The organism is Phycisphaerales bacterium, from assembly GCA_016699835.1.
In the GTDB taxonomy this organism is placed as follows: domain Bacteria; phylum Planctomycetota; class Phycisphaerae; order Phycisphaerales; family UBA1924.
Window position 1 is genome coordinate 975,470 of sequence record CP064987.1, and the last position, 25,286, is coordinate 1,000,755.

Genomic DNA, 25,286 nt, shown 5'->3' on the forward strand with positions numbered 1-25,286 from the left:
AAGTTGGGCCTATCGCCCGCGGGTGGTTCGTGTCGGCGCGGCGTGGGCCGCACCGGGGAAGATCAACTCGACGGCGGCGCCGGCATTCCAAACCGGTCCGTCATGGGTGGCAAGGTCGGTGTTGTTGCGCACTCGGATCGAGCCGCCGTGCGCCTCCATGATCCGGTGGACGATGGGGAGGCCCAGGCCTGTGCCGGCCGCCCTGGTGGAGAAGAAGGGGTTGAACATGCGCGAGACGATCTCGTCGGTGACGCCGGGGCCTGTGTCTCGCACGACGATTCGGCACGTGGCGCTGTCGCCATTGCTCGCGATCAAACCGAGTCGTGCGTTCTCTCGTCCTTCCATCGCCTCGATCGCGTTGCGGACGACGTTCACGATCGCCTGGAAAGCCAGCCCGGAATCGGCGTGGAACTCGACGCTCTCGCCCTCGATTTCGATGTGGAGTCGCTCCCGGACGGGCGTGGGCGGGACGCCGATGCCATCGCAGGCGTCGAGGGCGCGCTGGAAGAGTTCGCCCGCGAGGATCGGCTCTGGACGCAGGCGGAGTTCGCGGGAGAACATGAGGACGTCGCCGACGATCGCGTCGATCGCCATCGCGGCCCTGGAGATCTTCGTGGCCGTCGTCCGCTCCCGGGCGTGTTCGCGGAGGTCCTGCTCGAGCATCTCGGCGTAAAGACGGATCGAGCCGAGCGGGTTGCGGACCTCGTGGGCGATGCCCGCGGCCATCTCGCCGAGCGCCGCGAGCCGCTTGGATCGCGCGATCTCCTCGTTGGCCTGCTGGAGTTCACGATTGAGGCGCGTCACCTCGGCGTGGAGTTGCGCGTGGGTCCGCTCGAGTTTGCCCGTGACCTCGTTGAACGCGGACATCAGGCCCGCAAGATCGGTCGCCGAGAGCGTGACGCCCGACGCCACGGGCGAAGCCTCGTTCACGGCTTTGAACGGCGCGGGGGATTTCATCTCGGCTCGCGCGCTCATGCCTGTCGATCCTGGAAGTTCGGCGAGATCGGGGCGGCCCGCATGCCATACGCCCCGGTCGCGCGACGACTCTGGAAGAGTTCGGCGAGTTCCGACGCCACCTCATCGCGACGCCGGGAGAGACGCTCGCGGCTCTCGTCGTCGGCCATGCGGATCGCCTGGAGCAACTCGGTGATGAGCGAGACGCGCCGATCGATCTCGGCGCTCTCGCGCGGCGCGAGGTCCTTGGAGCGAGAGTCGAGTTCCAGGAGGCGATCGACGATCAACTGGCGGCGGGCCATCAGGTCCGCGAGTTCCTCGGGCGTGGACGACTCGAACCTCGGTGCCTGGCTCCGCGCGACGCCTTCGAGTTCGCGCAGCAGTTCCAACTGGCGATCGAGATTGTCCAGGAGCGCGAGCGTCGGGTCGGCCGGCGTGGCGTGATGTGGATTTCGTCGTGTGTCGGCCATCCGTGACCTCGTTCCCGGGCGTCCTGCCCTTTCTGCGAACTCAACTCGACTCGTCTATTCGTGCTCGTCGGGCTCGTCGTGGGCCGCCTCTCTCGTGGCGCCCGGCCCCGGCCCGACGAGCGTGGCGCTTACCGCCAGCCATCGCTCCCACGCGCGACGATCCATCGGGAGTGTCGGGTCATCCCAGACCGAATCGGGGAGGCTCTCGAAGAACTTTTTGGCCCTGGCGTGGGCCGCTCGGGCCTGATCGAGTTCGCCCCGCGCCTGGTGGGCCGCGACGATCTGAATCATCGCGACGAGCGCGGAAGGATCGCGCGAGTATCGCTCGCGGGCCTCGTCGTAGGCGCGGATGGAGCCCTCGAAGTCTTCGAGATCGAAGGCGACCTCGCCAAGGTAGAAGTAGCAGTTGCGGAGTTGGCGGTCGCGGAGTTGGTTCCTCGAGCGGAGTTCGGCCAGGCCCTTCTTCGCGAGTTCGAAGGCGTCCTGGGCCGCGACGAGGTGGGCGTGACGCTCGTTCTCCGAGGCGCGCCGGGCCGTCTGCGTGATCGCGGGATTCTTGAGTTCCACGGCGAGTCGCTCGGCCTCGAGGCGGTGCGCGTCGGCGAGCATGTATCGCGCACTATCGATCGAGCCGTCACCGCGATCCTCGCCCGAGTATCGCTCGATGATCTCGGTGAATCGTGCGATGGCCTCGGCGTATCGCTTGGACTGATAGAGATATCCGGCAAACTCGAGGAGCCCCTGGCGGAAGACCTCGGTCCCCGGGCCGCCCGCCTCGCCGCTGACGACGCGAACGAGCAGACGTTCGGCCTCGCTGTCGTTGTCGGTCGACGTGTCGGAGAGGAGCGCCCGTGCGAGGGGGATGAGGCTCATGTCGGCGAATGGTCCGGAACTCTGGGCGGCGCCGCGGCCGGCGATCAGTTCGCGGAAGAGCCGCTGCGCGTCGTTCAACTCGCCCCGCGCCATCGCCATGATCGCCAGGCGATACTTCGCCTCGGGTGTCTTGGGATCGATCGGAAACTCGGAGAGGAACTGGCGGAAGGCGGCCATTGCTTCGTCGGAATCGCCCGCGAGGTCGTAGACCTCGCCGCTGGCCCAGAGGCTCGAGGCGTGGGCGCCCAGATTTTTGACGAGCGTCCGGCGAGCGTGCTCCTTGAAGGCGCGCCCGCTCGCGAGGAAGTGCTCCTTCGCCTGGGCCTGGGTGACGGGATCGGCGGTCGCGACCGTGAGGGCCTCGCCTCCCGAGTCCTTGAGCGTCTGTTCGCCCAGGAGCCGATTCACCTGGCCGACCGCGGCGAGGACATCTAAACCGACCTCGCCCCGCATCTGCCCCGCGCGACGCGCGACCTCGACGTAGCGCAGCGCGTTGCCGTAGTCCTCAGCGTCGAAGCGATCGCGATAGTGCGACATCGCGCTCGACTCGATCGTCCCGAGCGTGACCGTCGGCCAGAGCAACGACTCACTGGCGCTCGACGATCCGTGGGATGTGTACGAATCGGAGGCGTGGCCCGAAGCGGCATGACTCGAAGAGGCGTGACTTGCTTTCGCGTGGCTTTCCGAGGCGTGCTTGGTGTCCGTGTGTGACGGCTCGGACGCGCTGTGCGCATCACTCTCGCCGGTTGCGTGTGGATCGCCGTGCGAATCGGCCTTTGTGCCGTCGTCGCGGAGGTACTCGACCTTGCCGCCGGGATGCTCGACCTCGGTGACCTCGGCATGCTTCTCGGCATTCGCGGGCGTGGCGTGGGCATCGTCTGCCGCGCTCGATGACTTGGAATCGGAAGAACTGTGTGCCCCGTCAGCGACGCGGCCATGCTCGCTGCTCGCTCCGTGTGGTGCTTCGCTCGGCGAATCGCTCCGCCCCACGATCGCGAGCAACTCCTGATAGTTCGCGATCGCCGAGTCGTGGTGCCCGTCGGCGGCGTCCACGTCGGCGAGGCCGAGCAACGCCGCGGGATGCTCGGGAACGCCCTTGAATCGCTCGAGGAGCGACCGATATCGTTCACGCGCCCGCTCGCGATCGTGCTCCTGCGCCAGGCGCCCCTGGGCCAGAAGTACACGCGGCATGAGCGGATCGTCCGGCGACAGAATCGCTTCCACACGAACCAACTGCGACAGAGCCTGCTCCGTGTCACCTGTCTCGGCGTAGGCCCGAGCGAGCATCATGTAGAGCGGCGCGGCATCGTGCGGCGGAATCCCGTCCAGCCGGGGCATGGCGCGGAGGAGTCGCGTGATGGCCTCCTCGTGGAACCCCTGCGAGAGCAGCACCATCGCCTGCTGACCCACGCACCACCAGCGGAGCGGCTCGGATGTACTTGGATCGGTCGAGGTCCTTGTCAGCCACGCCATCGCGTCGCTGTGGCGCTTGGCCGACGTCAATGCCTCGATGAGCGATCTGGTGAGCCGCTCGCGCGTCGGCGCGTCGGCGATCTTCGGCACGCGCGACTCTGCTTCCTTGAACATCTCCAGCCCGATCATCGCCTCGGTCCGCAGCGACTCGTCGCGTGCGTCGAGCGGGATGTGCCCGGCCTCGGCCTTGGAATAGTGCTCCACGATCGCCGAGTTGTTCTCGCGCCGGTTCACGCCCAACTCGCGCTGCCCCAACGCGACCGCCCGGGCCGTCAGGAGCGACATCTCCGCCAACTGCTGGGGCGACAAGGCGCCCTTGGCGACCAGCGGCAGGACGTTCGTGTTGATCGAGCCGAGGGCCTCGGCATATTTCTGCGAGGCGAGTAGCGTCTGGGCCTCGTGCAGCACCCCCGAGTGGTCGGGCTTTGGCGCACGCAGGAACGCGATCACCACGCCGGCGATGAGGAGTCCGACGCCCGCGAGCGTAACCGGCACCTGCCAGACACGTGCCAGACTCGGGGTCGTGGCGGGCGCACCCTCACCACTCGACGGAAGTTCTCCCGTAGTGGCCGCCTCTGGTTTGGCCGCCGTCTCGCTCACGCTCGGTCCTTTTGGACGTGCCGGGCGAGACACCCTCGTCTCGTCGGCACGCCAACCCTGCGCGTCCGATATCGGCCAACGCGCAAGACCGGCATGAACCAAATCGGCGTTTGTTGCGCGTCTGGGGCGGGCCGCCCCGCGTGTGCCGCCAAGATCGACCTAGGCCGGGTCCGTTTCCACGCGGATCACAACGACCGACCGCGAGTACCGGTCGCCGGGGTGGCGCCACTCGGGATCAACCAGCGCGACGATACCCAGGGGTGGGAGGCTCCATTTCAGGACGTTCCGAAGGAGGCACATACTGAGTGAGGGACGCTCCACAGGCCCCGTCCCCTCGGGCCCGCCGCAGCCGGCGTCGATCACCTCGCACGCCGTCAGCATCTTCCCGAACGATCGCCCCCAGAACGCCTCGCCGATGGTCCCGGCGACGCATCCCAGAATCAGGCCCACAAGCACGACGAGGAAGGCCCGCCCACTCACGAGTCCCTGCACGGAGAAGGCCTCGACCAGGGACGACCCCATGCTCGTCGCGGCCACGACCGCCCAGATCGAGAAGTCGAGCAACGTCGCCATCATCCGTCGCCCCGGCTCGGCGAGCGCGAACCCCGTGGGAAGGAGCACGCCTTCGCGCGTGTCCGCGCGGACCACAAAGAGCAGCACGACCGCCGTGATCGCGACGAGCAGCAGCATGATCTGCCACACGTCATTCTTCGAGATTGCCGCGACGAGGCGCGCGTCGCCGTCATAGAGCGTCGCGCCCGTCACGCTGGACAACTCGGTGATCCTGCTGAGCGCTCCATCGCTCGCGGAGGCCGCTGCAAAGGCGACAATCATGCGGTCCAGTCCCGCGATCGGGATCACTATCCCTCCGCCATGTGGCACGTCGGCGAGCGTTCGAAACCCTCGGCGATCGAGCGACTCGCGCCAGAACGACATCGTCGGTCCACGGTCGCACCAGCGCAAGAGCCACTCCCCCACGTTCGTCACGCCCCCCTCGACGCTCGCCCCGATCGGGTCGATGCGCGTCGAGTGGGTCCACACGCATGACACGAGTGCCGGCCCATCGTCATTCGATTGGAAGATCGATGCTGGTCGCTCGCCCGGCGACGTGAATCCACGATCCCGGCTGGCCTTCACGCGTTCATCGAGCCGCGATCGAACACCCTGGAGGGCGGGCCCCTCCCACACGTCGATCGTGCCGCCTTGCTCGAGAGCAAGGCGAATCAGCAGCACCCGATCGCCCCGAACGAGCACGTGCCATCGATGGGGATCAAAGGGCGATCGGTCCTCACTCGCCGAAGCCTCTCTCGCGGGTTTGGCCGACACCTCGCCCCGAAGTTCGTTGGGGAGTTCGACATCGAACCAGCGCGTGGGACCCGCCGCCCGAAGCGAGAGCCGCCACGTCGTGCCGCGTCCTACGGCCTCACTCGTCAGCGCCACAGGCCCCGTCTCTCCCGCGGCAAAGCCCAGCACCACGCCATCGCCTTCCAGCGGCGGATGGATCGTCGCGCCCTGCACCGGCTCATAGCGCCACAGGTCCAGCCCACCGGCGGCCCGGATCGCCCGGATGGAAAGCACGCGCCGCGATCGCGCGTCGGAATTGCCCATCGGGCTGCGCTCGAGCACGTACACACGATCATCCCACGCCGCGGCTTGCCCGATGGTGTGCGCGAACTGGGCCGCCAGTCGATAGCCGCCATCCGAGACGCCACGCCCCTCGGTACCCAACCCTGTCGCCGCGCGCCGGGGCGGCAGGTGAAAGAGCGTGCTCCCCCCGGAACTCGTTGGTTTCACAATCCAGGCGTGCGTCACGAAGGGAAACGCCTCGTCGCCACCACTCGCGCTCCCGGCCCCGAGTACGTTCGGATCGGCGCCGCGTGCGACGAGCGAGATCGCGAGCACCGCCACGAAGGTGATGGTTCGAACCATGGAGCGACTGAAGAACGTCCCATCAATCATCGATCGCCTCCACGCTCGATGTTCGATCCGCCTCGCGGCTCATCGATCGATCGCGTCGGCGATTGAGCCGTCCCCGGCTTAGGCGCCTCATCGAGCGCGTAGAACTCGTCCACGCGATAGATGCCCTTCAGTCGCTCCAGATCGAAGTTCGCGCCCTTGATCTTGTCCACGCCTGGATTCTTCACGTCGTTCAGTCGCATCGTCACCTTCGCGGGCATTCCCGGCAGGTCCACGTCCAGATTGGCGGGCATCGCCGCCCCTGTCAGCGCCTCGCCCTCGACCGACACGTCCACCCAGCGCGAGAGTTCGCCCGACGCCGCGATCCCGCCCTTGGCGTCGAGCAACTCGATCTTCACCGGGAGGAAGGTGACTCGATCGAGCACGTAGCGCTTGCTCCCCCACTCGCGTCCTCGGCCTGGGAGCACGATCTCGAGCCGCCCGTCCTTACGGAGCGTGGGCACAACGAGATTCAGCGACGACTCGTCCTCGGGAAGAGGCATCACGCCGAGCATTTCCAAGAGATCCAGCGGATACACCGGCACGCCGAACGCCGCCGCCGACTGGGGCGAGGCGAGGCGGTGAAGCCCCACAAGCCCGAGGCGCTTCTCGCCGCTGAGATCCAGCCACCAGTAACGCGACGAGTCCGAACCGAGCACGAAGTAGGTCTGCGAGACCTTGTCGATCCGGAGCGAGACTTTGCGCGGGCGCACGAGCAGGAGGAATCCCTCGGCGTTGTTCTCGACCGCCTTGCCCTCGTTGTCTCTGCTCTCGACGTGGATCTCGGCGTTGGCGGTCACGCACTCGAGTCGGCGGATGCGCGCGTTGTACGCCGAGGCGACTTCCGCGTACGTCACGCCTGCGGCCCGCGGCCCCTTGGATGGCGCCGATTCGACCGTCGCCCCGGGATCAATCCGACGCGGCGCCTGGGCTGTCCCGGGAGATGGTTTGGGCGTGCTCTGGCAGCCCGCGAAACCCATCGCGATGCCGGCGACCACGCCGATCACACCGTGCCGAAGGCCCGCGCCCCAATGGAGATTGCGCGTCGATGTCCACGGGGTCAATCGCCGGCCCCCGGCGCGCCACCCGATGAGCCTTCGCCCCCCGTGTCCATGATCTGTCCGACCTGGTCCAGCGCCTCCTGGATCGCGCTCTCGCTCAGACCCGGGTCTGGAATCGAGAACGTCTCCTGTGGCGTGGGGTCCTTCACGCTGACCTTGCGTTGCACGCTCAACTCGCCCTCGCGCTGCGAGACGACACGAAGAACGCGCCGGCGTACGAGCAGGAGCGTGAGCAGATATCGAAAGCCGTTCCGCCGGGCGTCGCCCTCGACCGTTGCGTCCCGCGCGAGTTCCTCGAAGAGATCAAGAAGATCCGCATCACCCAGGAGCGGACGCTTCTTCTCCTCGCTCGTGCCCATCGTGCTGCGCCACGACGCGAAGAGGACAAACGGCGCCTCGGGGCGTGAGCCGTGCTGCCACGCGTCCAGCGAGTAGTCGAGGCGTTCGAAACCACCAGAACCTTCCGGCGGATCACGCTCCACCAGCGCGGCGACATAGGCCTGCCCAACCTCGATCGGGGTCCCGGTCGCGGCGCACCGTCCTGTGGCCCGAATCAACGGGTACGAACTTCCGGTCATCATGACGGGGCATCGTAGCCGACGGCGGCAATTCACCACCGACGCATCAACCCAGCCCGCATTGAACCTCGAAGAAACGCGCCGAGGTCCCGCCCTGGCCAACGGCGAAGCGAACGCTCTTGCCACAAGTCGGACAGGTCGCGACGTACCGATCGCCGTCTTTGCTTCGATACACGCGCAGGTAGTCGCCGCGACACGAGAACCTCACACCCAGCCAGGGGCGAGCAGACCCGGTGTTTTCCCCAGTTCTATCGCGCGCATCTACATCAACGATGTCCACAGTTCCCGGCTGGCGCGGCATTTGAGGATCGATTTCCACGTACTCTCAATCGACAACGTGCCTTGCTCGGATTGAGCAGCAGTACGGACGCATTTTGTTAGGTTTCTATGGACTCTGTTTTCGGTCGCTGGGTGGTGAATGCCGATGGAACTGACGGCTCGTTGCCGAGTCGGAATCCCGGGTATAGTGTCCGCTCGCTTCGGAGGGCCGATTCTGGATGTATTGGGCAGCAGACGACCGGAGGTCGTTTGAGGTTGCCTCGCCCCCCGTGGAACGTTCGACGATGACCTCCCTATACGCTTCCCCCACCATCACGATCCTGCCCGATCCGCCGCCGCCGCCGACGGCGATTGGTCTGATTGCGGGCGGGGGTCGCCTGCCGATCCTGGTGGCCGACGGGTTGCGCGCGCAAGGCCATCCCGTGCATGGGCTTGGGCTGTCGAATCAGTATGAGTTGGAACTCCCGTCGCGTTGCTCGACCTTTGAGGAGGTCGGGCTGCTGCGGATCGGGTCGTGGGGGCGGATCCTGGCCCGCAAGGGCGTCCACCATGCCATCATGGTCGGCAAGGTGGACAAGGCCAAGTTGATGCACGACCCGTGGCGGATGTTCAAGAATCTGCCCGACGTGCGCTGCGTCGTCAACTGGTACAAGCACCTGCGCCACGACCGCCGGTCCCATGCCGTGCTGACCGCGATCGCCAACGAACTCGATCGCTGGGGCGTGGCGCTGCTCGACTCGACGGCCCCGATCACCAATGAACTTGCCGCCCCGGGGATCATGACGAACCGTCGTCCGACCGCGGAGCAGCAGGCCGACATCGATTTCGTCTGGCCCATGCTGGGCGAGGCGCTCCGGCTGGATATCGGGCAGGCGATCGCCGTGCGCGAGCGCGACGTGATCTCGGTCGAGGCGGTCGAGGGGACCGACCAGATGATCGACCGGACCGGGAAACTCTGCCGGGCCAAGGGGTGGACGCTCTGCAAGGGCGCCCGCACCGGGCACGATCGTCGCAGCGATGTCCCGACCGTCGGCATCAACACGCTCCGCAAACTCCACGAGAACGGCGGCGGGTGCCTGGCGCTCGCGGCGGGCGATGTCATCATGCTCGACAAGGCCGAGATGATCGACGTGGCCGACCGATTGGGCATCTCGATCGTCGGCGTCCCTCCCGCGCACGCCTGAATCCCATCCCCAAGCACGCGATGGATGAGCCGAAGTATGTCTCCCGCGGCGGCCTGAAACTCCGGCACGCGCTGGAGACTTTTTCAGTTGACGCCCATGGAAACGTCGCCGCCGATCTGGGGTGTTCGACGGGCGGCTTCACCGATTGCCTCCTCCAGGCTGGCGCGACAAAGGTCTATTCGGTTGACACGGCCTACGGCGAACTGGCATGGACGCTGCGCAACGATCCGCGCGTGGTCGTCATGGAGCGCACCAACGCGCTGCATGCCGAGGCACGCGAGCGTGTGGATCTTGTCGTCGCGGACATGAGTTGGACGCCCCAGCGTCTGGTGATCCCGGCGGCGCTCCGCTGGTGCAAGCCGGAGGGGCGGATCATCTCGCTTGTCAAGCCGCACTACGAACTCAAGGACGTGGACCCCAAGGGCGTGCCCCGAGGCGGTGTGCTGAGCGAGGAGCGAGCCGAGGCCGAGTTCCAGCGTGTATTGACGACGCTGCCGGGGCTTGGCGTCCGCGTCCTCGGCTCGACGAAGTCGCCGATCCTGGGCGGCGGGGGGAAGAGCAAGGGCAATGTGGAGTATCTCGTCCTGCTCCAACCGGTGTAGGTTTTTTCAGTAATCTGAATCGCTACTCACGATTCTGGACGAGATTGCCCTTGTGTGGGCCGGCTGTCCGATGGAGAATGGACCTTATCCATTCGACTAGGGAGGCCACGATGCGTTCCCACACGACCCGTGCGTTCACTCTGATCGAACTTCTTGTCGTCATTGCGATCATTGCGCTACTCATTGCGATTCTTCTTCCGGCGCTCGGAGCGGCGCGTGAGTCGATGCGATCGACCAAGTGCGCCAACAACCTCCGGCAACTGGCCGTGCTCATGACGACGTACACGGTGGACAGCCGCGACGTCTACACGCCCCACCGCTCGTCCGGCGGGAGCGCCTTCGATATGGATTGGTGGTGGGGAACGCTTATCTTTGATACGCCGCTGGGGACGCGCGCCACGCGCGAGTCGGCACCGATCGAGGCTCGGCGCGGGATGTACGAGATTTTTCGCTGCCCCAGTTTCCGAGACGGGACGAGGGTGCATGGCTTCGACTGGTCGTGGGACTTTTCGATCCACCGGGCGTCCTACGGCTTCAACGGATTCTGGCTCGGATTCTCGCCGTATGACGGCTCGCTCGCGTCGCAGTACAACGCCGGTTGGGCCAATCGAGACGGGCGTCCACTGATCACCACACGATTCGTGCGATCGTCGGACGTCTCACGCCCATCGAACACGATCTTGTTCTCCGACTCGAACCCGACACCGCATGGCGATTGGTCCGCCTCGCTGTGGTTCCCGCATCTCGAGTCCCAGTTCGAAGGGGTCTACACGCTGCACTCGAAGAAGGGGAACGTCGCGTTCACCGATGGTCACCTGGGCAAACTCGACGACGAGACCGCGAACCGGCTTGTGACCTCGAGACACCTGTGGGACCCGCGATATCCGTCATCGAGCGGCCGCTGGTGGTGAGTCGCTGTATCACCTCTCCGGCGAGGCAAGGCTCTTCCATCCTGCCGCGGGCTCGTCGGTGGGGTGGAGTTCTCGCCAGAGGCGTTCGAGGAGCGGGCGCAGGCCGAGTTTCGCCGCCCCGCTGATCGCGAGGACATCGCGCTCGGGTTGCAGCGAGAGTGCCGAGCAGAAGTCGTTGACCGCGGCACGCTGCTCCTCCTCGCCTCCAAGCAAGTCGATCTTGTTGAGCACGACGATCTCGGGCTTGTCGGCGAGGGCGTTGGAATACGCCGAGAGTTCCTCGCGGATCGTGCGATAGTTGTCGGCCGGATTGCTCCCGTCAGGCGGCATGGCGTCGAGGAGGTGCACGATGATCTTGGTGCGCTCGATGTGGCGGAGGAAATCGTGCCCGAGCCCCGCGCCGTGGGCGGCGCCCTCGATCAGCCCCGGGATATCGGCGAGCACAATTCTCCGGCGCGGATCGACCTCGGCGATGCCGAGTTGGGGGCTGAGCGTCGTGAAGGGATAGTCGGCGATCTTGGGGTTCGCGCGGGTGAGGGCCGCGAGGAGCGTGGACTTGCCCGCGTTGGGCATGCCGACAAAGCCGACGTCGGCGATGAGTTTGAGTTCGAAGCGGAGTTCGAAGCGTTCGCCCTCGCCGCCGGGCGTGGCCTTGCGGGGCGTCTGGTTGACCGCTGATTTGAAGTGCTCGTTGCCGAACCCGCCTCGTCCGCCCCTGGCGATGACGATTTGCTCCTCGGGGCGAAGGTCGTGCATGAGTTCGCCGGTCTTGTGGTTGAAGACCATCGTGCCAGGCGGAAGTTTGATGATGAGGTCCGGGGCGTTCTTGCCGTGGCACTGCTTCTTGCCGCCGGCCTCGCCCTCCTGGGCGCTCCAGAACGGGTTGCCTCGGAAGTCGTAGAGGGTGCTCATGCCGCCCTCGGCCTGGAGGATGACCGAGCCGCCGTCGCCACCGTCGCCGCCGTCGGGCCCGCCCTTGGGTTCGGCCTTTTCACGGCGGAAGGAGACATGCCCGGCCCCGCCGTGGCCGGCTTGTACGGTGATGATGGCGCGATCGACGAACATCGACGATCGTATGGACCGCCGATCGTGCTCGCGTGGCGAGACGCGTTAGGCCGCGCGGGAGAGTAAGCCGCGGTGGAAGCAGGCAAAGAGCCGCTCCCGATCGCCCTCGCGGGCAAAGCGGGTGAAGGCCAGGGCCATGCGGACGGGGCCCGCCTCGGCGTCGTCCATCCACACGACGTTGCCAAAGGCGAAGACCGAGCGCCCGGGTCCGCCGATCTTCTCGGTGACATACTCGGGAAGGTCGATCCGGATCGCGACGCCGGCACCCGGCTCGAGGGCACGATCGAGTTCGAACTGGACGCCGCCCTCGGAGATGTCGTAGGCGTGCCCGTCGAGAGTGAACTTCTCGTCCGAGAGCAGGCGGATCGAGAGGGGGGCGTGCATGGGAAGGAGCGCGAAGCGCTCGAAACGACGACGATTGGTGATGTATCCGCTCATGGTGCCTCGCCCGGTCTGGTGGTGTGCCGTGGATCGACCCTCGCAGACCCGTGCCCGCGACGCGTCCATAGATGAGGTATCGGACCCGGCACGGGGCGACTTCAGGCAACCTCGGACAAATCGGAAACTTGCCGTGTTTGGAGCACCACGCTGCAGGTCGAGTTCACCGGCCCTGCGGGGGGATCCCCCTGCCTTCGCCCGTATCAGGCGCCCCGCACGTCTGGCGGCTCGACGATGACCTGGACGCTCAGGCGGTCGATGGGCTGGCCCACGATCCTGGCGATCTCGGCCCTGGTCTCACCCTGGAGCGCCTCGAGCAGCGGGCGAATCACCGACTCGGGAAGATCGACCACGCGACCGTCGGGAAGCGAGGCGTGCGCGTGGGGCGAGAGGTCGGCATCGAATCGGCAGGCGCCCTGGCTCTTGCCCCCACCACGCGTGTCAAACGTCGGCACGCGTCGGCACAGCCCGGCCACACAGAGCGCCTCGAGCGTGTTGTAGACCGTCGCGAGGCTGAGGCCCGGTTCGCGCTCTCGCACCTGCGCGTGGAGTTCCTCGGCGGTCGGGTGCGTGCGGGAGTCACGGAGCGCGGCGAAGACAACCTCGCGCTGGCGCGTTGGGCGGATGCCGTGACGCTCGAGCGTGGGCCCGACGGTCTGAGTGTGCGCCTCGTGGTTGGACGGCGTGTCGCGCATACGGGTCTCGAACGGTTCCGATGAAATGATAGGAACTTTGGTGTGGATCCGGTTCTTGGGTCCTCCTGACGCGGCAACCGGGCGTTCGCATTCGCGTACCGTGTTGTGCCATGCCGATTCGTGATGGGGACACACGCGAACACGACCTGCTCTGCGAGGACTGCGGGTATGAACTCCGCGGGCACTCGGCTGACGCGTCGTGCCCGGAGTGTGGGCTTCGCGTTGCCGAGTCAGTGCCGGAGGCACGCACTGGATCTCCATTCCAGATCGCACCCTCGATCACGTCATGGGCGGCGACCTGCTGGCGCGTGCTCCGCCACCCGCGAACGACGATGCGGCGGGTGCGCGTCGAGCGATCGTCGGCCAAGCGATTGCTGCTCGTGAATCTCACGCTTGCGGGATTGCTCGCGGCGGGGCCATGGGTCGGCGTGCTCATCGGCGACCCGGCGCGATCGGCCTCGTCCCTGGGGCCCGTCCTGGGGCGCGTGGTCTTCGCGCTCGTCTTTGTTGCCGAGGTCGCGATGGTGGCGCTCATCATGCTCGCGCTCACGTGGATCGAGCAGCGCGGCATCCGGTTCTTCGCCGCCAAACGCGGATGGCGGCTCACGCGCGACGCGTCGTGGCAGGTCTGCGCCCACGCGAGCGTCGGATGGATCCTTGCGTCCGGGCTCGCGTTGCTCGGCATGGCGTCGCTCTACGCGATCCTGCTGGTGACGCATCGGGCGCCCACGTCCACCATCACGCTCAAGCCCTATGTCAACTACACGATCAACTCGAGCAGCGTGATCTACGCGATCATCATCGGCTCGGGGTTCTTCGCGGGGCTGCTGGTCTTCGAGTGCCTGGTGTACGTTGGCGTGCGATCGTGTCGATTTGCGAATCCGGCGAAACCGGCCACGCCACATCCAGCGTCCGCCGAGCCGATTTCGGCAGGACCGGCACCGAACACGTGACGCCGTCGTATCGGACGCCCTCCGAGCCCGCCCTAAGTCGCGACGATCATGCCGACAGATGCCGTCTGCGCCGGTTCGTGGCCGCTCGGCCTAGACTCGCCCCGACGCCATGGACACGGCCCCGGAGGAATCGTCGAAGGAAGGGAGTCTGGGGGACCGCGCCACCACCGCACCACCCAGCGACGCGTCATGGCTTGATGCCATGCTTCGCTCCTCCGTCCTGCGCCACAAGCACTTCCGAAACGTCTGGATCGCGTCGATCGTCTCCAACATCGGGAACTGGATGGAGATGATGGGCGTGCAGATGACCGTCGCGAAGGCGACCGGTTCTCTCACCTCTTTGGGCTACTTCGCCGCGGCCCAACTAGCGCCGATCCTAGTGCTGGGCCTGCTCGGCGGGATCGTGTCCGATCGTGTGAATCGGCGACGCCTGCTCGTCTTCACGCAGATGCTCCTCATGATCGTGGCGCTCGGGCTGACGATCCTGTCCTACACCGGCGGCGAACACCTCAACCAACTCGTCCCTGAGAAGGTCCCCGGCGGCGAGCACCGCGGGCTGATCGCCGGGATGTTCCTGCTCTCGCTGGTGCAGGGCATCGTGATGGCGTTCAATATCCCCGCGTGGCAGGTGCTCACGCCGAGGCTCGTGCCGCGCGATGAACTCACGCGCGCCATCACGCTCAACGGGATCCAGTTCAATCTCGCGCGCGTCATCGGGCCGGCGCTCGCGGGGTACGCCCTGCACCTGTGGGGCCCGACGCCCGTCTTCGCGCTGAACTCCGTGACGTTTCTGGCGATCGTGATCGCGGTCTGGTTCACGCCCGACGCGCCCGCGCCCGCGAATCCGCCGACTCACCCCTGGACGCAGATCACGCAGGCCTTCGGCTTCATCTTCAACAATCGCGGGCCGCTCGCCGTCTTCATCGCGATGGTGCTCATGAGTTTCCTCGCCGCTCCGCTCATCCGCATGCTCCCACTCGTCGTGATCGACGTGCTGGGGGTTTCCGAGGAGGCGTCAGATGGCGTGACGGGAATGCTGATGTCCATGCTGGGCGTTGGCGCCGTCGCCGCCGGGATCGGCATGCGATTCGTCCCCTCCTGGTATCCCAAGCACCACTTCATACCGCTCGCGCTCTTCGGCGCGGGGGCGAGCATCACGTTCTTCAGCATGACGACCACGATGCCCTTGGCGATTGCGAGCATGATCCTCGTGGGGGTGTTCTGGATCTTGGGATTCAACCCCGTCTGGGCGGCGATGCAGCACCTCGTCCCCGACAGCATGCGCGGACGCGTTCTCTCGGTCGCGAACGTGGCGGCGTTCGGCGCCAATGCGCTCGGGAATATCGCGGCTGGGTGGATCGGAGATGCTCTCTCCAAAGTGCTCGGCAGTCGAGCCGTCGGAACGTCCTTCGCGGAAGGCTCGCTCTCGATCCTTCTGACGATTGCCGGGCTGATCATGATCTTCTATCGCGTCCCGGAGATCGACGGGCTGACGCCCGAGCATCCCGAGTACAAGCCACGCCGCAGCCTCATCGCGGGCGTGCTCGCCACGGCCCATCGCCCGAGAACCGGCGATCCCACCACGCTGGCGAAGTGAACCGATCCACGCCTCGCGGTGTACAGTCCACTGCATGACGCCACGCAGGCCCACACGACCCATCACGCTCGGCGACGACCGCGTCGGGCGCATCACCATCGGAGGCGGCCTCCCCGACGCTTCGGGCGCCCCCACCCTTCCCTCGCCCGTCAGCGTACAGACGATGACAGCGGGCTTTACACACGACGTCGAGGCGTGCGTCACCGAGATCAACAAACTCGTCGCCGCCGGGGCCGACGTGGTTCGTGTCGCGGTCCCTGAGAAGAAGGACACGCAAGCGCTCAAGGAGATCATCCAGCGCGTGCGTGTGCCGATCGTCGCTGATGTCCACTTCCACTTCCAGCGCGCCCTCGAGGCCGTCGAGGCCGGCGTCCACAAGGTCCGCCTGAACCCGGGGAACATCAGCGACCGCGCCCAGGTGATCGACGTCATCCAGGCCTGCCGCGCCCGCAACCTCCCCATTCGCGTCGGCGTCAATGAAGGCTCCATCATCGAGCGCAAGGACAAGCAGAAACGCCAGAAGGAACTCGGCGCGATCTTCTCCAACCAGAAGAACGGGCACCTCCTCGCGATCATGATCGCCAAACTCGAGGAATACCTCGACATCTTCTATGAGCAGGACTTCCACGACCTGTGCATCAGCGCCAAGAGCATGGACGCCGCGTTCGTCGTCGATGCATATCGCGAGATCTCCTCGCGCTTCGATCATCCGCTCCACCTGGGCGTGACGCATGCCGGCCCGCGCGAGACGGGCATGATCCGATCCGTCGCCGCCCTCGGTGCCCTCCTCGCCCAGGGCGTCGGCGACACCATCCGCATCAGTTACGCGAGCGACCCCGTCTTCGAGGTCGAGGACGGGCTGGAACTCCTCTATTCCCTCGGCCTGCGCGAGCGCAAGGGCGTTGATCTCATCGCCTGCCCCACGTGCGGGCGCATCCAGGTCGATCTCTTCACGCTCGTCCAGGATGTCCGCACTCGGCTCAAATCATCCATCACGATCCCGATGAAAGTCGCCGTCATGGGCTGCATCGTGAATGGTCCGGGCGAAGCCGAGGGCGCCGATGTCGCCGTCTTCGCGGGCGATCGGCGTGGCATCATCTACGTCCAGGGTGAGCGTGTCGCCAATGTCATGGAGCACGAGATCCTCGATCGGTTGCTGCTGGAATGCGAGTCGTTCCAGTCGCGCGTCCTCAAAGGCGAGGCAAAACTCGGCGAGAAGAAGGTCGAGATCCTCCCACCCGACCCCCTCGGGGAACTCGGGAGCGGCCTATTACGAATCGCGAGCGGCGAGGTCGACCGCGTACCCAACGCGCCCACGCCGCTCACCGTGAAAGGCCGCTGAACACGGCAGTTTCGAAAGGCCGACGCCTCCATGCCCAACAACGTGACATGGATACCACGGCCGGCCTCACTTCTCGTCCATCCTCACGCGTGCCGTCTCGCCACTTCCGCATGATCACTAACCCCGCTTTCGTACTGTCGCACGAGGACGCCTTGACCGAGGCCCGTTCCCTTGCCGCCGACCCGAGACCGCTCGCACGCCCTGTCGTCGTTCTCGGCGGCTATCGCGCCCCGGCATTCGTCTCGAATCGGCTCGCCGACCGACTCGCGCGGCTCACCAGCGGTCGAGACGAGGACTTCCTCCCCATCGCGTATCCGTGGCTTCCCAGCGTACCCCGATGCGTCGATCGAGCCGCAGAGTTCATTTCTGCTCATGCACCCTCGCGTGCCTCGGGCGAGATTGACATCGTCGGCATCTCGATGGGTGGGCTTGTGGCACGGGCCTTTGCCGCGCGTGCTGCCCGCGATCCTTCGCTCCCGCGCGTGAGGCGCGTCTTCACGCTCGCGACGCCCCATCGCGGCGCGTCGCTCGCCAACATCGTCCGACCCGACACCGCGGCAAAGCAGTTGCACAAGGACAGCGGATTTCTCCGTGAACTCGACGAGCGCCTCGAGCGTGAGCCGATCGACCTGACGTGCTACGCGATCCTCCACGACTGGTGGGTCGGCGCCACCAACGCCTCGCCGCGCGAGCCGCTCCCCGGCTGCGTCCCCATCTGGATCGACGGCGCGACGGCGATGGAGCGTGCGTTCGCCCACTTCAGCGTCTGCCGCGCGCCGAGATTGCTCGTCGATCTCGCGCGGCGACTCACGGGAAGAACCCCGCTGGCCGGGTTCTCCTCGCCGCCGCCGATCGACTGATAGAGCATCTGGAAGCGTTACGGCATTCGCCCGGTCATCGAGTCCACGCCGAGTTTCTCGCAAGCCTTTCGGAGCGCACGCGTATCGCTCGAAGACGTCACCACAGCACCACGCTCGGCGATCGCTTGCGTGAGCGCGGGCGTCGAGACGATGAGGCCCAGCGCTCGTCCCGGCTCCCCGGCGAGGCGCTCAATCGCTTTGACCTCTCCCCGCGCCAGGCCCAGTTTCCTTCCCGCCAGAAGCAGGGTTTCGCCGAGCGGGTCGGCCTCGAACGCGCGCCGACGAGCCGCGGACACACTGATTGCAACTACGCCGATGCATACAACCACGCCGCCGAGCCACCACGTGGGGTGCCAGTTCGCGGAGCCCGCACTCGGAGTCGATCTCTCGTTCATCACGATTGATTCGCCAGAGGTCGGCGCCGACGAAACATCGCCGGGGGCCGTGATCGTTCCTGGAACTTCGACCGATCGCCCATCCGCATCGACGAGTCGCACCGGTTCGGGCTCTTGCTCCCCCCCGAACGTCGAGAGGATCACGGTCACATTCACAGCCACAAAGAGTGAGACACCGATCGCCCAGATCCACTTCGATCGCGTGCTCTGTCGCGGCGGCAGGGGCATGGTCTGTTCGAACGCTCCCGACGTCACGTGTTCGCCTCCATGAGTCGGATCTCGCGCTCGAGCCGCAGGACCCAACCCCGCGCCCTCGCTCGCACGCGTGGATCCCCATCGGTCGCCACGAGTTCACCCGCCCGCCGGACGACGGCCGCCGCTTCGGGCAAGCGCCCCGCGCCCAGTCGCACGCTCCGCGACGCCGTCCACACGCCCGCGAGCCGGTGCGGGGCTCGCTCGTCATTCAGCATCGCGAGCAGGTCGCGCGAGGCCTCGCTCGCCATCGCCGCGGCCTGGGCGTGCTTCGATTCGATCTGTGTGCTCGCGAACTCGACCAGGCCTCGTACGGCCGCACCTCGAGCGCGATGGTGATCGTCCTGCTTCAGTTCGCGAAGCGCGGGCGGGAGTGAATCCTCCCCATGCAACCCTCGCGTGTGCTGACGCCGGAGCGCCTCGGCAGCGTTGGCGCGCACGCGTCCGTCGTGATCGCGAAGGGCGCCCAGGAGCACGCCCCTTGCGGGAAGCGAGGCGACCGACCCGAGTGCCGCCGCCGCCGTCGCTGCGACGCGGTCGTCGCCGCCCTCGCGCACATGCGATTGGAGCAGATCGCCAAGTGGCTCGGCAACCTCGTCCGCGAGGTCGAGGGCGCGCACCAGGGCGAGCGCCTCGAACCGCTCACCCTCGCTGCCCCTGGCGAGGGCGAGGCGGATCGTGTCCAACTCGCGTTCACGATTCATCCGGAGCCGTTCACGGGCGGCATTCCGCCACAACGCGCCCGAACCCGGGAGAGTGTGCGAGAGTTCTGTGCTCGCCCAATCGCGCACGCTCCGCGACTCCACGCGCGACATCGAGAGGAGCGAACGCCGATGGTCCTCGTCGTCTCCCGGACCACGCGCTCCCTCGCCCGCCGCCGACCATCGCACGAAGGCCGACCGAGCCACGCGATCGTCGCGGTCGAAGCACAAGTCCTCGACACCACGGCGATCGCCGAGCCGTGCGAGGGCATGGCGGACCATCGGTTCGGCGTCCACAAGCAGCGGCTCAACCGCGCGACGCCGGAGTTCGGTCGGGGTGCGTGTGGCGCGCGCGATCTCCACTAGCCCACGACGGGCGTGCGTCGAGAGCCGAGCCACGCGCTCGGTTCGGGGTAGGAGGCCATCCTCTTCCGTCGCGCGTCGCCCGGGCTTGGAAGAGCCTGTGAACTTCTCATTCGATGTCGCCCCAGTCGTGCCCGACGTTGCTCCCGCGCCGCCCGCGGATATCGGCTCTCGCCATGAACGAAGAACCCGACGCGGCTCGATCGACTGGAGTGCCGCCCGTCGTGCAGGCCGGAGCGCCAGGTGCCACTGGCCCAGCACCGCCTCGTGGTCGTCCAGGTCCATCGCGTGCGCGAGCCTTTCGACACAGACCGATCGCCACGACTCGTCAAAGGCCCACTCCCACGCGCGCCGCCGAACGATCGACGAGGGATGCCAACGCACGATCCCGCGCATCGCGGCATGGGCGACATCTGGCTCGGCGCGCATCCACCGAGCCAGCGGATCATCCGACATCTCGCGGGCGGTCGTCTTTCGATCGAGCATCGCGATCGCGGCAAGGAGCACGCCCTTGCGCCGATGTTTCGCGAATCGCCCGAGCGCGAAGGCGAGTTCCTCGCGCAGCCGCAGCGCCGAGTCGTCATCGAGCACCGCAACATCCACGCGCTCGCGGGCCGTGGGATCGTCGAGGAGCGAGACCACGCCGGGGTCGGCGCAGGCGCCAAAGGCCAGCCGCAACCAGGCCCGCTCGGCCTCGTTGGAGACACGATCGTCCTGGTCCTCCAGCAAATCCGTGAGCGGGCGCGCCAACGCGGGGAGCATCGTCGAGGCCGCCACGGTCGCGACCGCCGCTCGAGAAGTCGCATCCGGTGCCGTGAGCACCAGTTCGCACACCCGCTCCAGTCGCTCCGGCGGCACAGCGTTCACAACCGCGCGCGCGTCCTCAGACAATCCCGGATACGCCCTGATGAGCGCTCGCAACGCGACATCCCGGGGAACCAGCCCAAACACCTGTGGCCCACGGGCCCATCGCGCGAGCCACGACTTGGGCTCTGGTAGCGTGGCGATCTCCAGCAGCGCCCCTTCGATCGCTCCACGCTCGGAATCATCCCCGACACTCGCCGAAGCAACCAGCGCCTCCCCCAGCGCGAGGGCGCGGGCCGACAATGGCAACCTGGAGAGACTGCGAAGGCGATCGGTCTGGGTTGGACTGGTTCGAGACATGGAATGGATTGTGGACACGGCTGCGACGCGCAACCTTTGCTCCTCGCTGGTCCAACGACAACTCGCCGCGGAGTCACGCGAACATTATGTGAATCAATCGGCTCGTAAACCGTTGACAGGTCCGGAAAATTCGAGTAAGAATGAACACTCGTCGAGTGTGTGGCGGCAGGCCAGGACGGCGTGCTTGGCTCGACGGCGATGGATTCTGGACGGGCTTGTCGCTTCTGGACGGAAGCGCCGGCCTGAACTCGTGCCAAGATACCCGCTCGGCGTCATGCCGGCGAACTTCACGACCCAGCCTTCCACCGCATCATGGATGTGGCATCGGTTACCAGTCGAGGTTTGGGGGAGTGTATCTCCGACCCTTGGCTGGTATGTCGTTTGGCCCGCTCGATGGATGTCGATGGGCCTGCCGGAGTCGTGCCTCACCCGAGAGTTTGTGGGTGAGGCGCCCGCGGGACCGCCCGCCTTGGACCACCCATGAGCAGCCAATCCACCCGTACCACGGTCCACACCCACCAGATGGTGGTCTACAACCGCGCCCTCCACCCCGAGCACTTCGAACTCAAGGCCCGCCGACTCGTCAAGCACGAGGGGATGGAACTCGAGGCCTGGATCATGGGCCATGGCACCCACGTCCTCCGTTTCGGGCACCGTGGGTCGTGCGCCTGCGAACTCCTCACCGACCAGCACAAGAGCCCCAGTTCGGGCGTTCTCGCGGCGTACCCCTGCCTCGGCGAGCACGATCACGAGTGCGTCGTCGATCCCCTCCGAATTTCATACATGCTCTCCATCCAGACAGAAACCGTCCCCGAGAGCGTCTTCCAGGCGACTATGAGAGAAATGAAATCCGCGGTCGAGACCAACGACCGACTGGTGCTCGAATGGAGCGATTCGGCGGGCCCCTGCCTGAGCGTCATCGAGTTTGAGCCGTTCCCGAACCAGATCCACGCCCACTGCTATCACTTCCTGGCGCAGGGGCACATGATCCTGAAGACCTCGACGCTCTTTGAGGGGCGGTAAGGCACCCCATCGGCGCGTTCGGCCGCTCCCACGTCGTCTAACACGATTCGCCTACTATTCCTGCGTGAGCACCTCGCCACGTCATGTCCTGCGAATTACCACGCCCCGGTCTGGGGCGTGAGCGCGACCGTCGCCATGGTCCATTGACCTCCGCAACGGCACCGATCACACAACAACCGGGGCCGACCACGATTCCCAGCCGGCTGGGTCCATGACCCGAGTGTGGCCTATGTCGCATACCCCGTACGATCCATGAACAAGCCTCCGACCCGGCGGCATCCCCTGTTTCGACAGGCGGCCCCCGAGGTCAAACCCGAAGGACACGACCGATGTCGAATCCATCCACGCCAAGCACCGCCTCGACCAAGGCCGACACAGGAAAGGCTGATGCGGGCAAGCCGGACAAGAACCGTTACAAGTCCACGCTAAACCTCCCCGCCACGTCGTTCCCGATGAAGGCGAACCTCGTGCTGAACGAGCCGCAGAGCCTCTCGCGCTGGGACCAGATGGGCCTGTACGAGCGCACGCGGAAGGCCCGCGCCGGCAAGGCGAAGTTCACGTTCCACGACGGGCCGCCCTATGCCAACGGGAGCATCCACCTCGGCCACCTCATGAACAAGTGCCTGAAGGACTTCGTCGTCCGCAGCAAGACGATGCAGGGCTTGGACTGCGCGTACGTCCCCGGCTGGGACTGCCACGGCCTCCCCATCGAGCACAAGGTCCTCACCGAACTCAACGAGTCGGGCAAACTCGGCAAACTCATGTCGCTGGAGGAAGCGCCCCGCAAGATGGCGATCCGGCGTGAGTGCCAGAAGTACGCCGAGAAGTTCCACGCGCTGCACACCAAGCAGATGAAGCGATTGCTCACGCTTGCCGACTATGAGCATCCGTACCTGACGATGCAGCCGGCGTACGAGGGCGCGACGCTGGAGGTCCTCGCGGGGCTCCTCGAACAAAACCTGGTTTATCGCGCGGTCAAGCCCGTGCACTGGTCGATCGCCAACGAGACCGCGCTCGCCGAGGCCGAACTCGAGTACTACGACCGCGAGGATGTCTCGGTGTTTGTGGATTTCGAGGCGATGGACGCCGACGCCGTGTACGACGCCTTCGGCCTTCCGCCGCATCCTTCGAGCGATGACGAGTACGCCGACGAATCGACGGGCGATGCCGCGCCCGGCGTACGCCCGCACCAGCGTCCATGCTTCATGATCTGGACGACGACACCCTGGACGCTCCCCGCGAACGTCGCGGTGGCGGTGCACCCGAAGATCGAGTATGCGCTCGCGCTGATCGATGGCAACGTCACGGTGCTCGCGGCGAACCTCGTGGAGCGGACCGCGAAACTCACCAAGGCCGAGCGCGTCGCCGTGCTCGCGACGACCATGGGCGAGAAACTCGAGGGCCTGCGGTACACGCATCCGTTCGTGACCGACGTCCCCGAGTGCGCCCTGCAGCGCGCCTGCGACCGGTCCAAGGTCTGGTCGATCGTCACCGCCGACTATGTCACCGTCGAGGATGGCACGGGCCTCGTCCACACGGCACCCGGGCACGGCACCGAGGACTACCAGACCGGGCTCAAGCACACGCTCCCTGTGTATTGCCCCGTGCGCGGCGACGGGACCTATGACAAGACCGTTCCGCAATGGCTGCAGGGCCTCGACATCTGGAAGGCCAATGACCTCGTTGTGAAGCACCTGCGCGACAGCGGGCATCTCTATCACGAGCAGAAGTTCACGCACAGTTATCCACACGACTGGCGCAGCAAGACGCCCGTCATCTTCCGCTGCACCGAGCAGTGGTTCGTGGGCGTGGACGAGCCGACGAAGCGCGAGAAGAAGGGCTTGCGCGAGATGGCGCTCGAGGCCATCGCCGCGCCCACGCCGGGTGCGAAGCCGACCGTCGCGTTCGTCCCCGAATGGGGCCGAAACCGCATGCGCGGCATGGTGGACTCCCGCCCCGACTGGTGCATCTCGCGCCAGCGCGCGTGGGGCCTGCCCATCCCCGCGTTCCTCATGAAGGACGCCGACGGCTATGACGCTGCACTTATGACGCCGACGACCGTGCGTGCCGTCGCGGCGATCGTGCGCCAGAAGGGCGCCGACGCGTGGTTCACGCTCGCCCCAACCGAACTCCTCGCGGGATATTCGCCCGAGAACGATCCGGACCTCAAAAACGACCCGCGCGTGCGCGAACTCGCGATCAAGGCGATGAGGGACGGCACGCTCCGCAAGGGCCCGGACATCCTCGACGTCTGGTTCGAATCGGGCTCGTCGTGGAATGCCGTCATGCGTGAGCGGTCGCTTGGGTTCCCCGCCGATCTGTACCTGGAAGGCTCCGATCAGCATCGCGGCTGGTTCCAGTTGTCGCTGCTGCCGGCGCTGGGCGTGACGGGGGCACCGCCCTTCCGCACGCTCCTGACCCACGGCTTCATGGTCGATCGCGACGGACGCAAACTCAGCAAGAGCCGCCCCGACGCGCACCGATACGAGGTCGACAGCCTCTGCACCGAGTTCGGCATGGACGTCATGCGCTGGTGGGTCTCGTCGCTCAACTATGAGAACGACGTGAAGGTGGACGTCGAACTCTTCTCGCTCGCCGGCGAGAGTTACCGCAAGGTCCGCAACACGCTGCGCTTCATGCTGAGCAACCTCGCGGACTTCACGCCCACCTGCCCCGGCAAGCCCGGGCACTGCGTCGATTTCGCGACCATCCCCCCCACCTCCATCGACGCGTGGGTCCTGGGCGAGTTCAACACGCTCGCCAAGGCCGTCGTGAGCGCGTACAACGCCTACGACTTCCGCACGGCCCACCAAGCGCTCTTCGACTTCTGCAACTCGACGCTCTCGTCGGTCTATCTCGCCGCGGTGAAGGACCGGCTGTACTGCGACGCGGCCGACTCGCCGCGCCGGAGGCAGACGCAGTCCGTGCTCTTCGATCTCGCCGACGGACTCGCGCGCCTGCTCGCGCCGATCGCGTGCCACACGGCCGACGAGGCCTATCGCGCCCTCTGGAACATCGCGAGCGACGAGCGAGAGACCTCCGTCCACCTCAAGGAGTTCGTGACCGCCTTCGACGTCAAGGTCCACCCCGCCTTCGATCGCGTCATGATCGCGCGCGAGAAAGGCCAGGGCGCGCTCGAAGCGGGCAAGGCCTCGCTCGGTGTTGAGAACCCGCTCGACGCGGGCGTCACGCTCCCCGATCCCGACGGCGTCCTCCGCGAGTTCGACGCCGTCGATCTCGCCGACCTGCTCGGCGTGAGCGAGGTGCGGCTCGACGCCAACGCGAAGGCGCCCGCCATCCACGACCTCCGCGATCGCCCGCGCTGCGAGCGATCCTGGAAACGCGACGGCACAGTCCGCCAGCGGTCCGACGGCGGGATGCTCTCCGACCGCGACGCCAAGGCCGTCGGCGTGGCGTGAACGCGGCAGATTCGCGTCCGAAAACACACCTTCGCGCCCCCCGCGTTGCCCAAACTCAACGTCACGTTTGAGCCGCGC

20 protein-coding genes are annotated in these 25,286 nt (G+C 66.5%); 9 read left to right on the forward strand and 11 right to left on the reverse strand.

The features are described from left to right. Window positions 1–9: 9 nt before the first annotated feature. The 6 genes from IPK69_04080 to IPK69_04105 all read right to left on the reverse strand — a co-directional run bounded on the left by IPK69_04080 (window position 10) and on the right by IPK69_04105 (window position 7,968). Entirely contained in the window at window positions 10–975 is a 966-nt protein-coding gene (locus IPK69_04080; GenBank protein ID QQS09806.1) for a hypothetical protein, read from the reverse strand. Beyond that, complete coding sequence (gene fliT / locus IPK69_04085; GenBank protein QQS09807.1) at window positions 972–1,424, reverse strand: flagellar protein FliT; 453 nt, start codon at window positions 1,422–1,424, stop codon at window positions 972–974. Before fliT ends, IPK69_04080 begins: the two co-directional genes overlap by 4 nt. 54 nt (window positions 1,425–1,478) lie before the next feature. After that, entirely contained in the window at window positions 1,479–4,370 is a 2,892-nt protein-coding gene (locus IPK69_04090; GenBank protein ID QQS09808.1) for a tetratricopeptide repeat protein, read from the reverse strand. Window positions 4,371–4,529: 159 nt separating this feature from the next. Next, window positions 4,530–6,329 (reverse strand): RDD family protein, encoded by a 1,800-nt coding sequence (locus IPK69_04095; GenBank protein ID QQS09809.1) that lies wholly within the window; start codon window positions 6,327–6,329, stop codon window positions 4,530–4,532. Next, a complete protein-coding gene (locus IPK69_04100; protein ID QQS09810.1) occupies window positions 6,326–7,324 on the reverse strand; it encodes a hypothetical protein in 999 nt (332 codons plus the stop codon). Before IPK69_04100 ends, IPK69_04095 begins: the two co-directional genes overlap by 4 nt. A 62-nt stretch (window positions 7,325–7,386) precedes the next feature. Further along, window positions 7,387–7,968: a hypothetical protein gene (locus tag IPK69_04105; protein QQS09811.1), complete on the reverse strand. Its 582-nt coding sequence runs from the start codon at window positions 7,966–7,968 to the stop codon at window positions 7,387–7,389. Between the two features lie 560 nt (window positions 7,969–8,528). Between IPK69_04105 and lpxI the strand changes: the two genes are divergently transcribed. The 3 genes from lpxI (at window position 8,529) to IPK69_04120 (ending at window position 10,941) form a co-directional block, all read left to right on the forward strand. Next, window positions 8,529–9,428, forward strand: a complete 900-nt coding sequence (lpxI, locus tag IPK69_04110; GenBank protein QQS09812.1) for a UDP-2,3-diacylglucosamine diphosphatase LpxI — start codon at window positions 8,529–8,531, stop codon at window positions 9,426–9,428. 20 nt (window positions 9,429–9,448) lie between these two features. Next, window positions 9,449–10,030 (forward strand): methyltransferase domain-containing protein, encoded by a 582-nt coding sequence (locus IPK69_04115; GenBank protein QQS09813.1) that lies wholly within the window; start codon window positions 9,449–9,451, stop codon window positions 10,028–10,030. Window positions 10,031–10,140: 110 nt separating this feature from the next. Continuing rightward, entirely contained in the window at window positions 10,141–10,941 is an 801-nt protein-coding gene (locus IPK69_04120; GenBank protein QQS09814.1) for a DUF1559 domain-containing protein, read from the forward strand. Window positions 10,942–10,950: 9 nt separating this feature from the next. Here IPK69_04120 and obgE read toward each other — a convergent pair whose 3' ends face one another. The 3 genes from obgE to IPK69_04135 form a co-directional block, all read right to left on the reverse strand. After that, a complete protein-coding gene (obgE, locus tag IPK69_04125) occupies window positions 10,951–12,006 on the reverse strand; it encodes a GTPase ObgE (GenBank protein ID QQS09815.1) in 1,056 nt (351 codons plus the stop codon). A gap of 45 nt (window positions 12,007–12,051) precedes the next feature. Further along, window positions 12,052–12,444: a PilZ domain-containing protein gene (locus IPK69_04130; GenBank protein QQS09816.1), complete on the reverse strand. Its 393-nt coding sequence runs from the start codon at window positions 12,442–12,444 to the stop codon at window positions 12,052–12,054. Window positions 12,445–12,647: 203 nt separating this feature from the next. Beyond that, window positions 12,648–13,139, reverse strand: a complete 492-nt coding sequence (locus tag IPK69_04135) for a transcriptional repressor (GenBank protein ID QQS09817.1) — start codon at window positions 13,137–13,139, stop codon at window positions 12,648–12,650. A 110-nt stretch (window positions 13,140–13,249) separates the two neighbouring features. Between IPK69_04135 and IPK69_04140 the strand changes: the two genes are divergently transcribed. The 4 genes from IPK69_04140 to IPK69_04155 all read left to right on the forward strand — a co-directional run bounded on the left by IPK69_04140 (window position 13,250) and on the right by IPK69_04155 (window position 17,891). Continuing rightward, complete coding sequence (locus IPK69_04140; GenBank protein QQS09818.1) at window positions 13,250–14,092, forward strand: hypothetical protein; 843 nt, start codon at window positions 13,250–13,252, stop codon at window positions 14,090–14,092. A 109-nt stretch (window positions 14,093–14,201) separates the two neighbouring features. Beyond that, window positions 14,202–15,689 carry an MFS transporter gene (locus IPK69_04145; GenBank protein ID QQS09819.1) on the forward strand — a complete coding sequence of 496 codons (1,488 nt, stop codon included), beginning with the start codon at window positions 14,202–14,204 and terminating at the stop codon, window positions 15,687–15,689. 34 nt (window positions 15,690–15,723) lie between these two features. Beyond that, window positions 15,724–17,031 carry a flavodoxin-dependent (E)-4-hydroxy-3-methylbut-2-enyl-diphosphate synthase gene (ispG, locus tag IPK69_04150; protein QQS09820.1) on the forward strand — a complete coding sequence of 436 codons (1,308 nt, stop codon included), beginning with the start codon at window positions 15,724–15,726 and terminating at the stop codon, window positions 17,029–17,031. Window positions 17,032–17,183: 152 nt separating this feature from the next. Further along, window positions 17,184–17,891, forward strand: coding sequence for an alpha/beta hydrolase (locus IPK69_04155; GenBank protein ID QQS09821.1), 708 nt, complete (start codon window positions 17,184–17,186; stop codon window positions 17,889–17,891). A gap of 17 nt (window positions 17,892–17,908) precedes the next feature. Here the strand turns inward: IPK69_04155 and IPK69_04160 are convergent, their stop codons facing one another. Together IPK69_04160 and IPK69_04165 are read right to left on the reverse strand one after the other, a co-directional pair. Next, window positions 17,909–18,514, reverse strand: a complete 606-nt coding sequence (locus IPK69_04160; GenBank protein QQS09822.1) for a hypothetical protein — start codon at window positions 18,512–18,514, stop codon at window positions 17,909–17,911. 23 nt (window positions 18,515–18,537) lie between these two features. Next, window positions 18,538–20,766, reverse strand: coding sequence for a HEAT repeat domain-containing protein (locus IPK69_04165; protein ID QQS09823.1), 2,229 nt, complete (start codon window positions 20,764–20,766; stop codon window positions 18,538–18,540). Window positions 20,767–21,246: 480 nt separating this feature from the next. Between IPK69_04165 and IPK69_04170 the strand changes: the two genes are divergently transcribed. Beyond that, a complete protein-coding gene (locus IPK69_04170) occupies window positions 21,247–21,789 on the forward strand; it encodes a DUF2617 family protein (protein ID QQS09824.1) in 543 nt (180 codons plus the stop codon). A 329-nt stretch (window positions 21,790–22,118) separates the two neighbouring features. Then, complete coding sequence (gene ileS / locus IPK69_04175) at window positions 22,119–25,208, forward strand: isoleucine--tRNA ligase (protein ID QQS09825.1); 3,090 nt, start codon at window positions 22,119–22,121, stop codon at window positions 25,206–25,208. Window positions 25,209–25,286: the final 78 nt, after the last annotated feature.

Coding starts and splice junctions, on each gene's coding strand:
- IPK69_04170 (QQS09824.1), top strand. CDS start 21,247: ATGAGCAGCCAATCCACCCGTACCACGGTCCACACCCACCAGATGGTG.
- ileS (QQS09825.1), top strand. CDS start 22,119: ATGTCGAATCCATCCACGCCAAGCACCGCCTCGACCAAGGCCGACACA.
- IPK69_04165 (QQS09823.1), bottom strand. CDS start 20,766: ATGTCTCGAACCAGTCCAACCCAGACCGATCGCCTTCGCAGTCTCTCC.
- IPK69_04145 (QQS09819.1), top strand. CDS start 14,202: ATGGACACGGCCCCGGAGGAATCGTCGAAGGAAGGGAGTCTGGGGGAC.
- obgE (QQS09815.1), bottom strand. CDS start 12,006: ATGTTCGTCGATCGCGCCATCATCACCGTACAAGCCGGCCACGGCGGG.
- lpxI (QQS09812.1), top strand. CDS start 8,529: ATGACCTCCCTATACGCTTCCCCCACCATCACGATCCTGCCCGATCCG.
- IPK69_04160 (QQS09822.1), bottom strand. CDS start 18,514: ATGCCCCTGCCGCCGCGACAGAGCACGCGATCGAAGTGGATCTGGGCG.
- IPK69_04105 (QQS09811.1), bottom strand. CDS start 7,968: ATGATGACCGGAAGTTCGTACCCGTTGATTCGGGCCACAGGACGGTGC.
- fliT (QQS09807.1), bottom strand. CDS start 1,424: ATGGCCGACACACGACGAAATCCACATCACGCCACGCCGGCCGACCCG.
- IPK69_04080 (QQS09806.1), bottom strand. CDS start 975: ATGAGCGCGCGAGCCGAGATGAAATCCCCCGCGCCGTTCAAAGCCGTG.
- ispG (QQS09820.1), top strand. CDS start 15,724: ATGACGCCACGCAGGCCCACACGACCCATCACGCTCGGCGACGACCGC.
- IPK69_04095 (QQS09809.1), bottom strand. CDS start 6,329: ATGATTGATGGGACGTTCTTCAGTCGCTCCATGGTTCGAACCATCACC.
- IPK69_04140 (QQS09818.1), top strand. CDS start 13,250: ATGCCGATTCGTGATGGGGACACACGCGAACACGACCTGCTCTGCGAG.
- IPK69_04120 (QQS09814.1), top strand. CDS start 10,141: ATGCGTTCCCACACGACCCGTGCGTTCACTCTGATCGAACTTCTTGTC.
- IPK69_04115 (QQS09813.1), top strand. CDS start 9,449: ATGGATGAGCCGAAGTATGTCTCCCGCGGCGGCCTGAAACTCCGGCAC.
- IPK69_04135 (QQS09817.1), bottom strand. CDS start 13,139: ATGCGCGACACGCCGTCCAACCACGAGGCGCACACTCAGACCGTCGGG.
- IPK69_04130 (QQS09816.1), bottom strand. CDS start 12,444: ATGAGCGGATACATCACCAATCGTCGTCGTTTCGAGCGCTTCGCGCTC.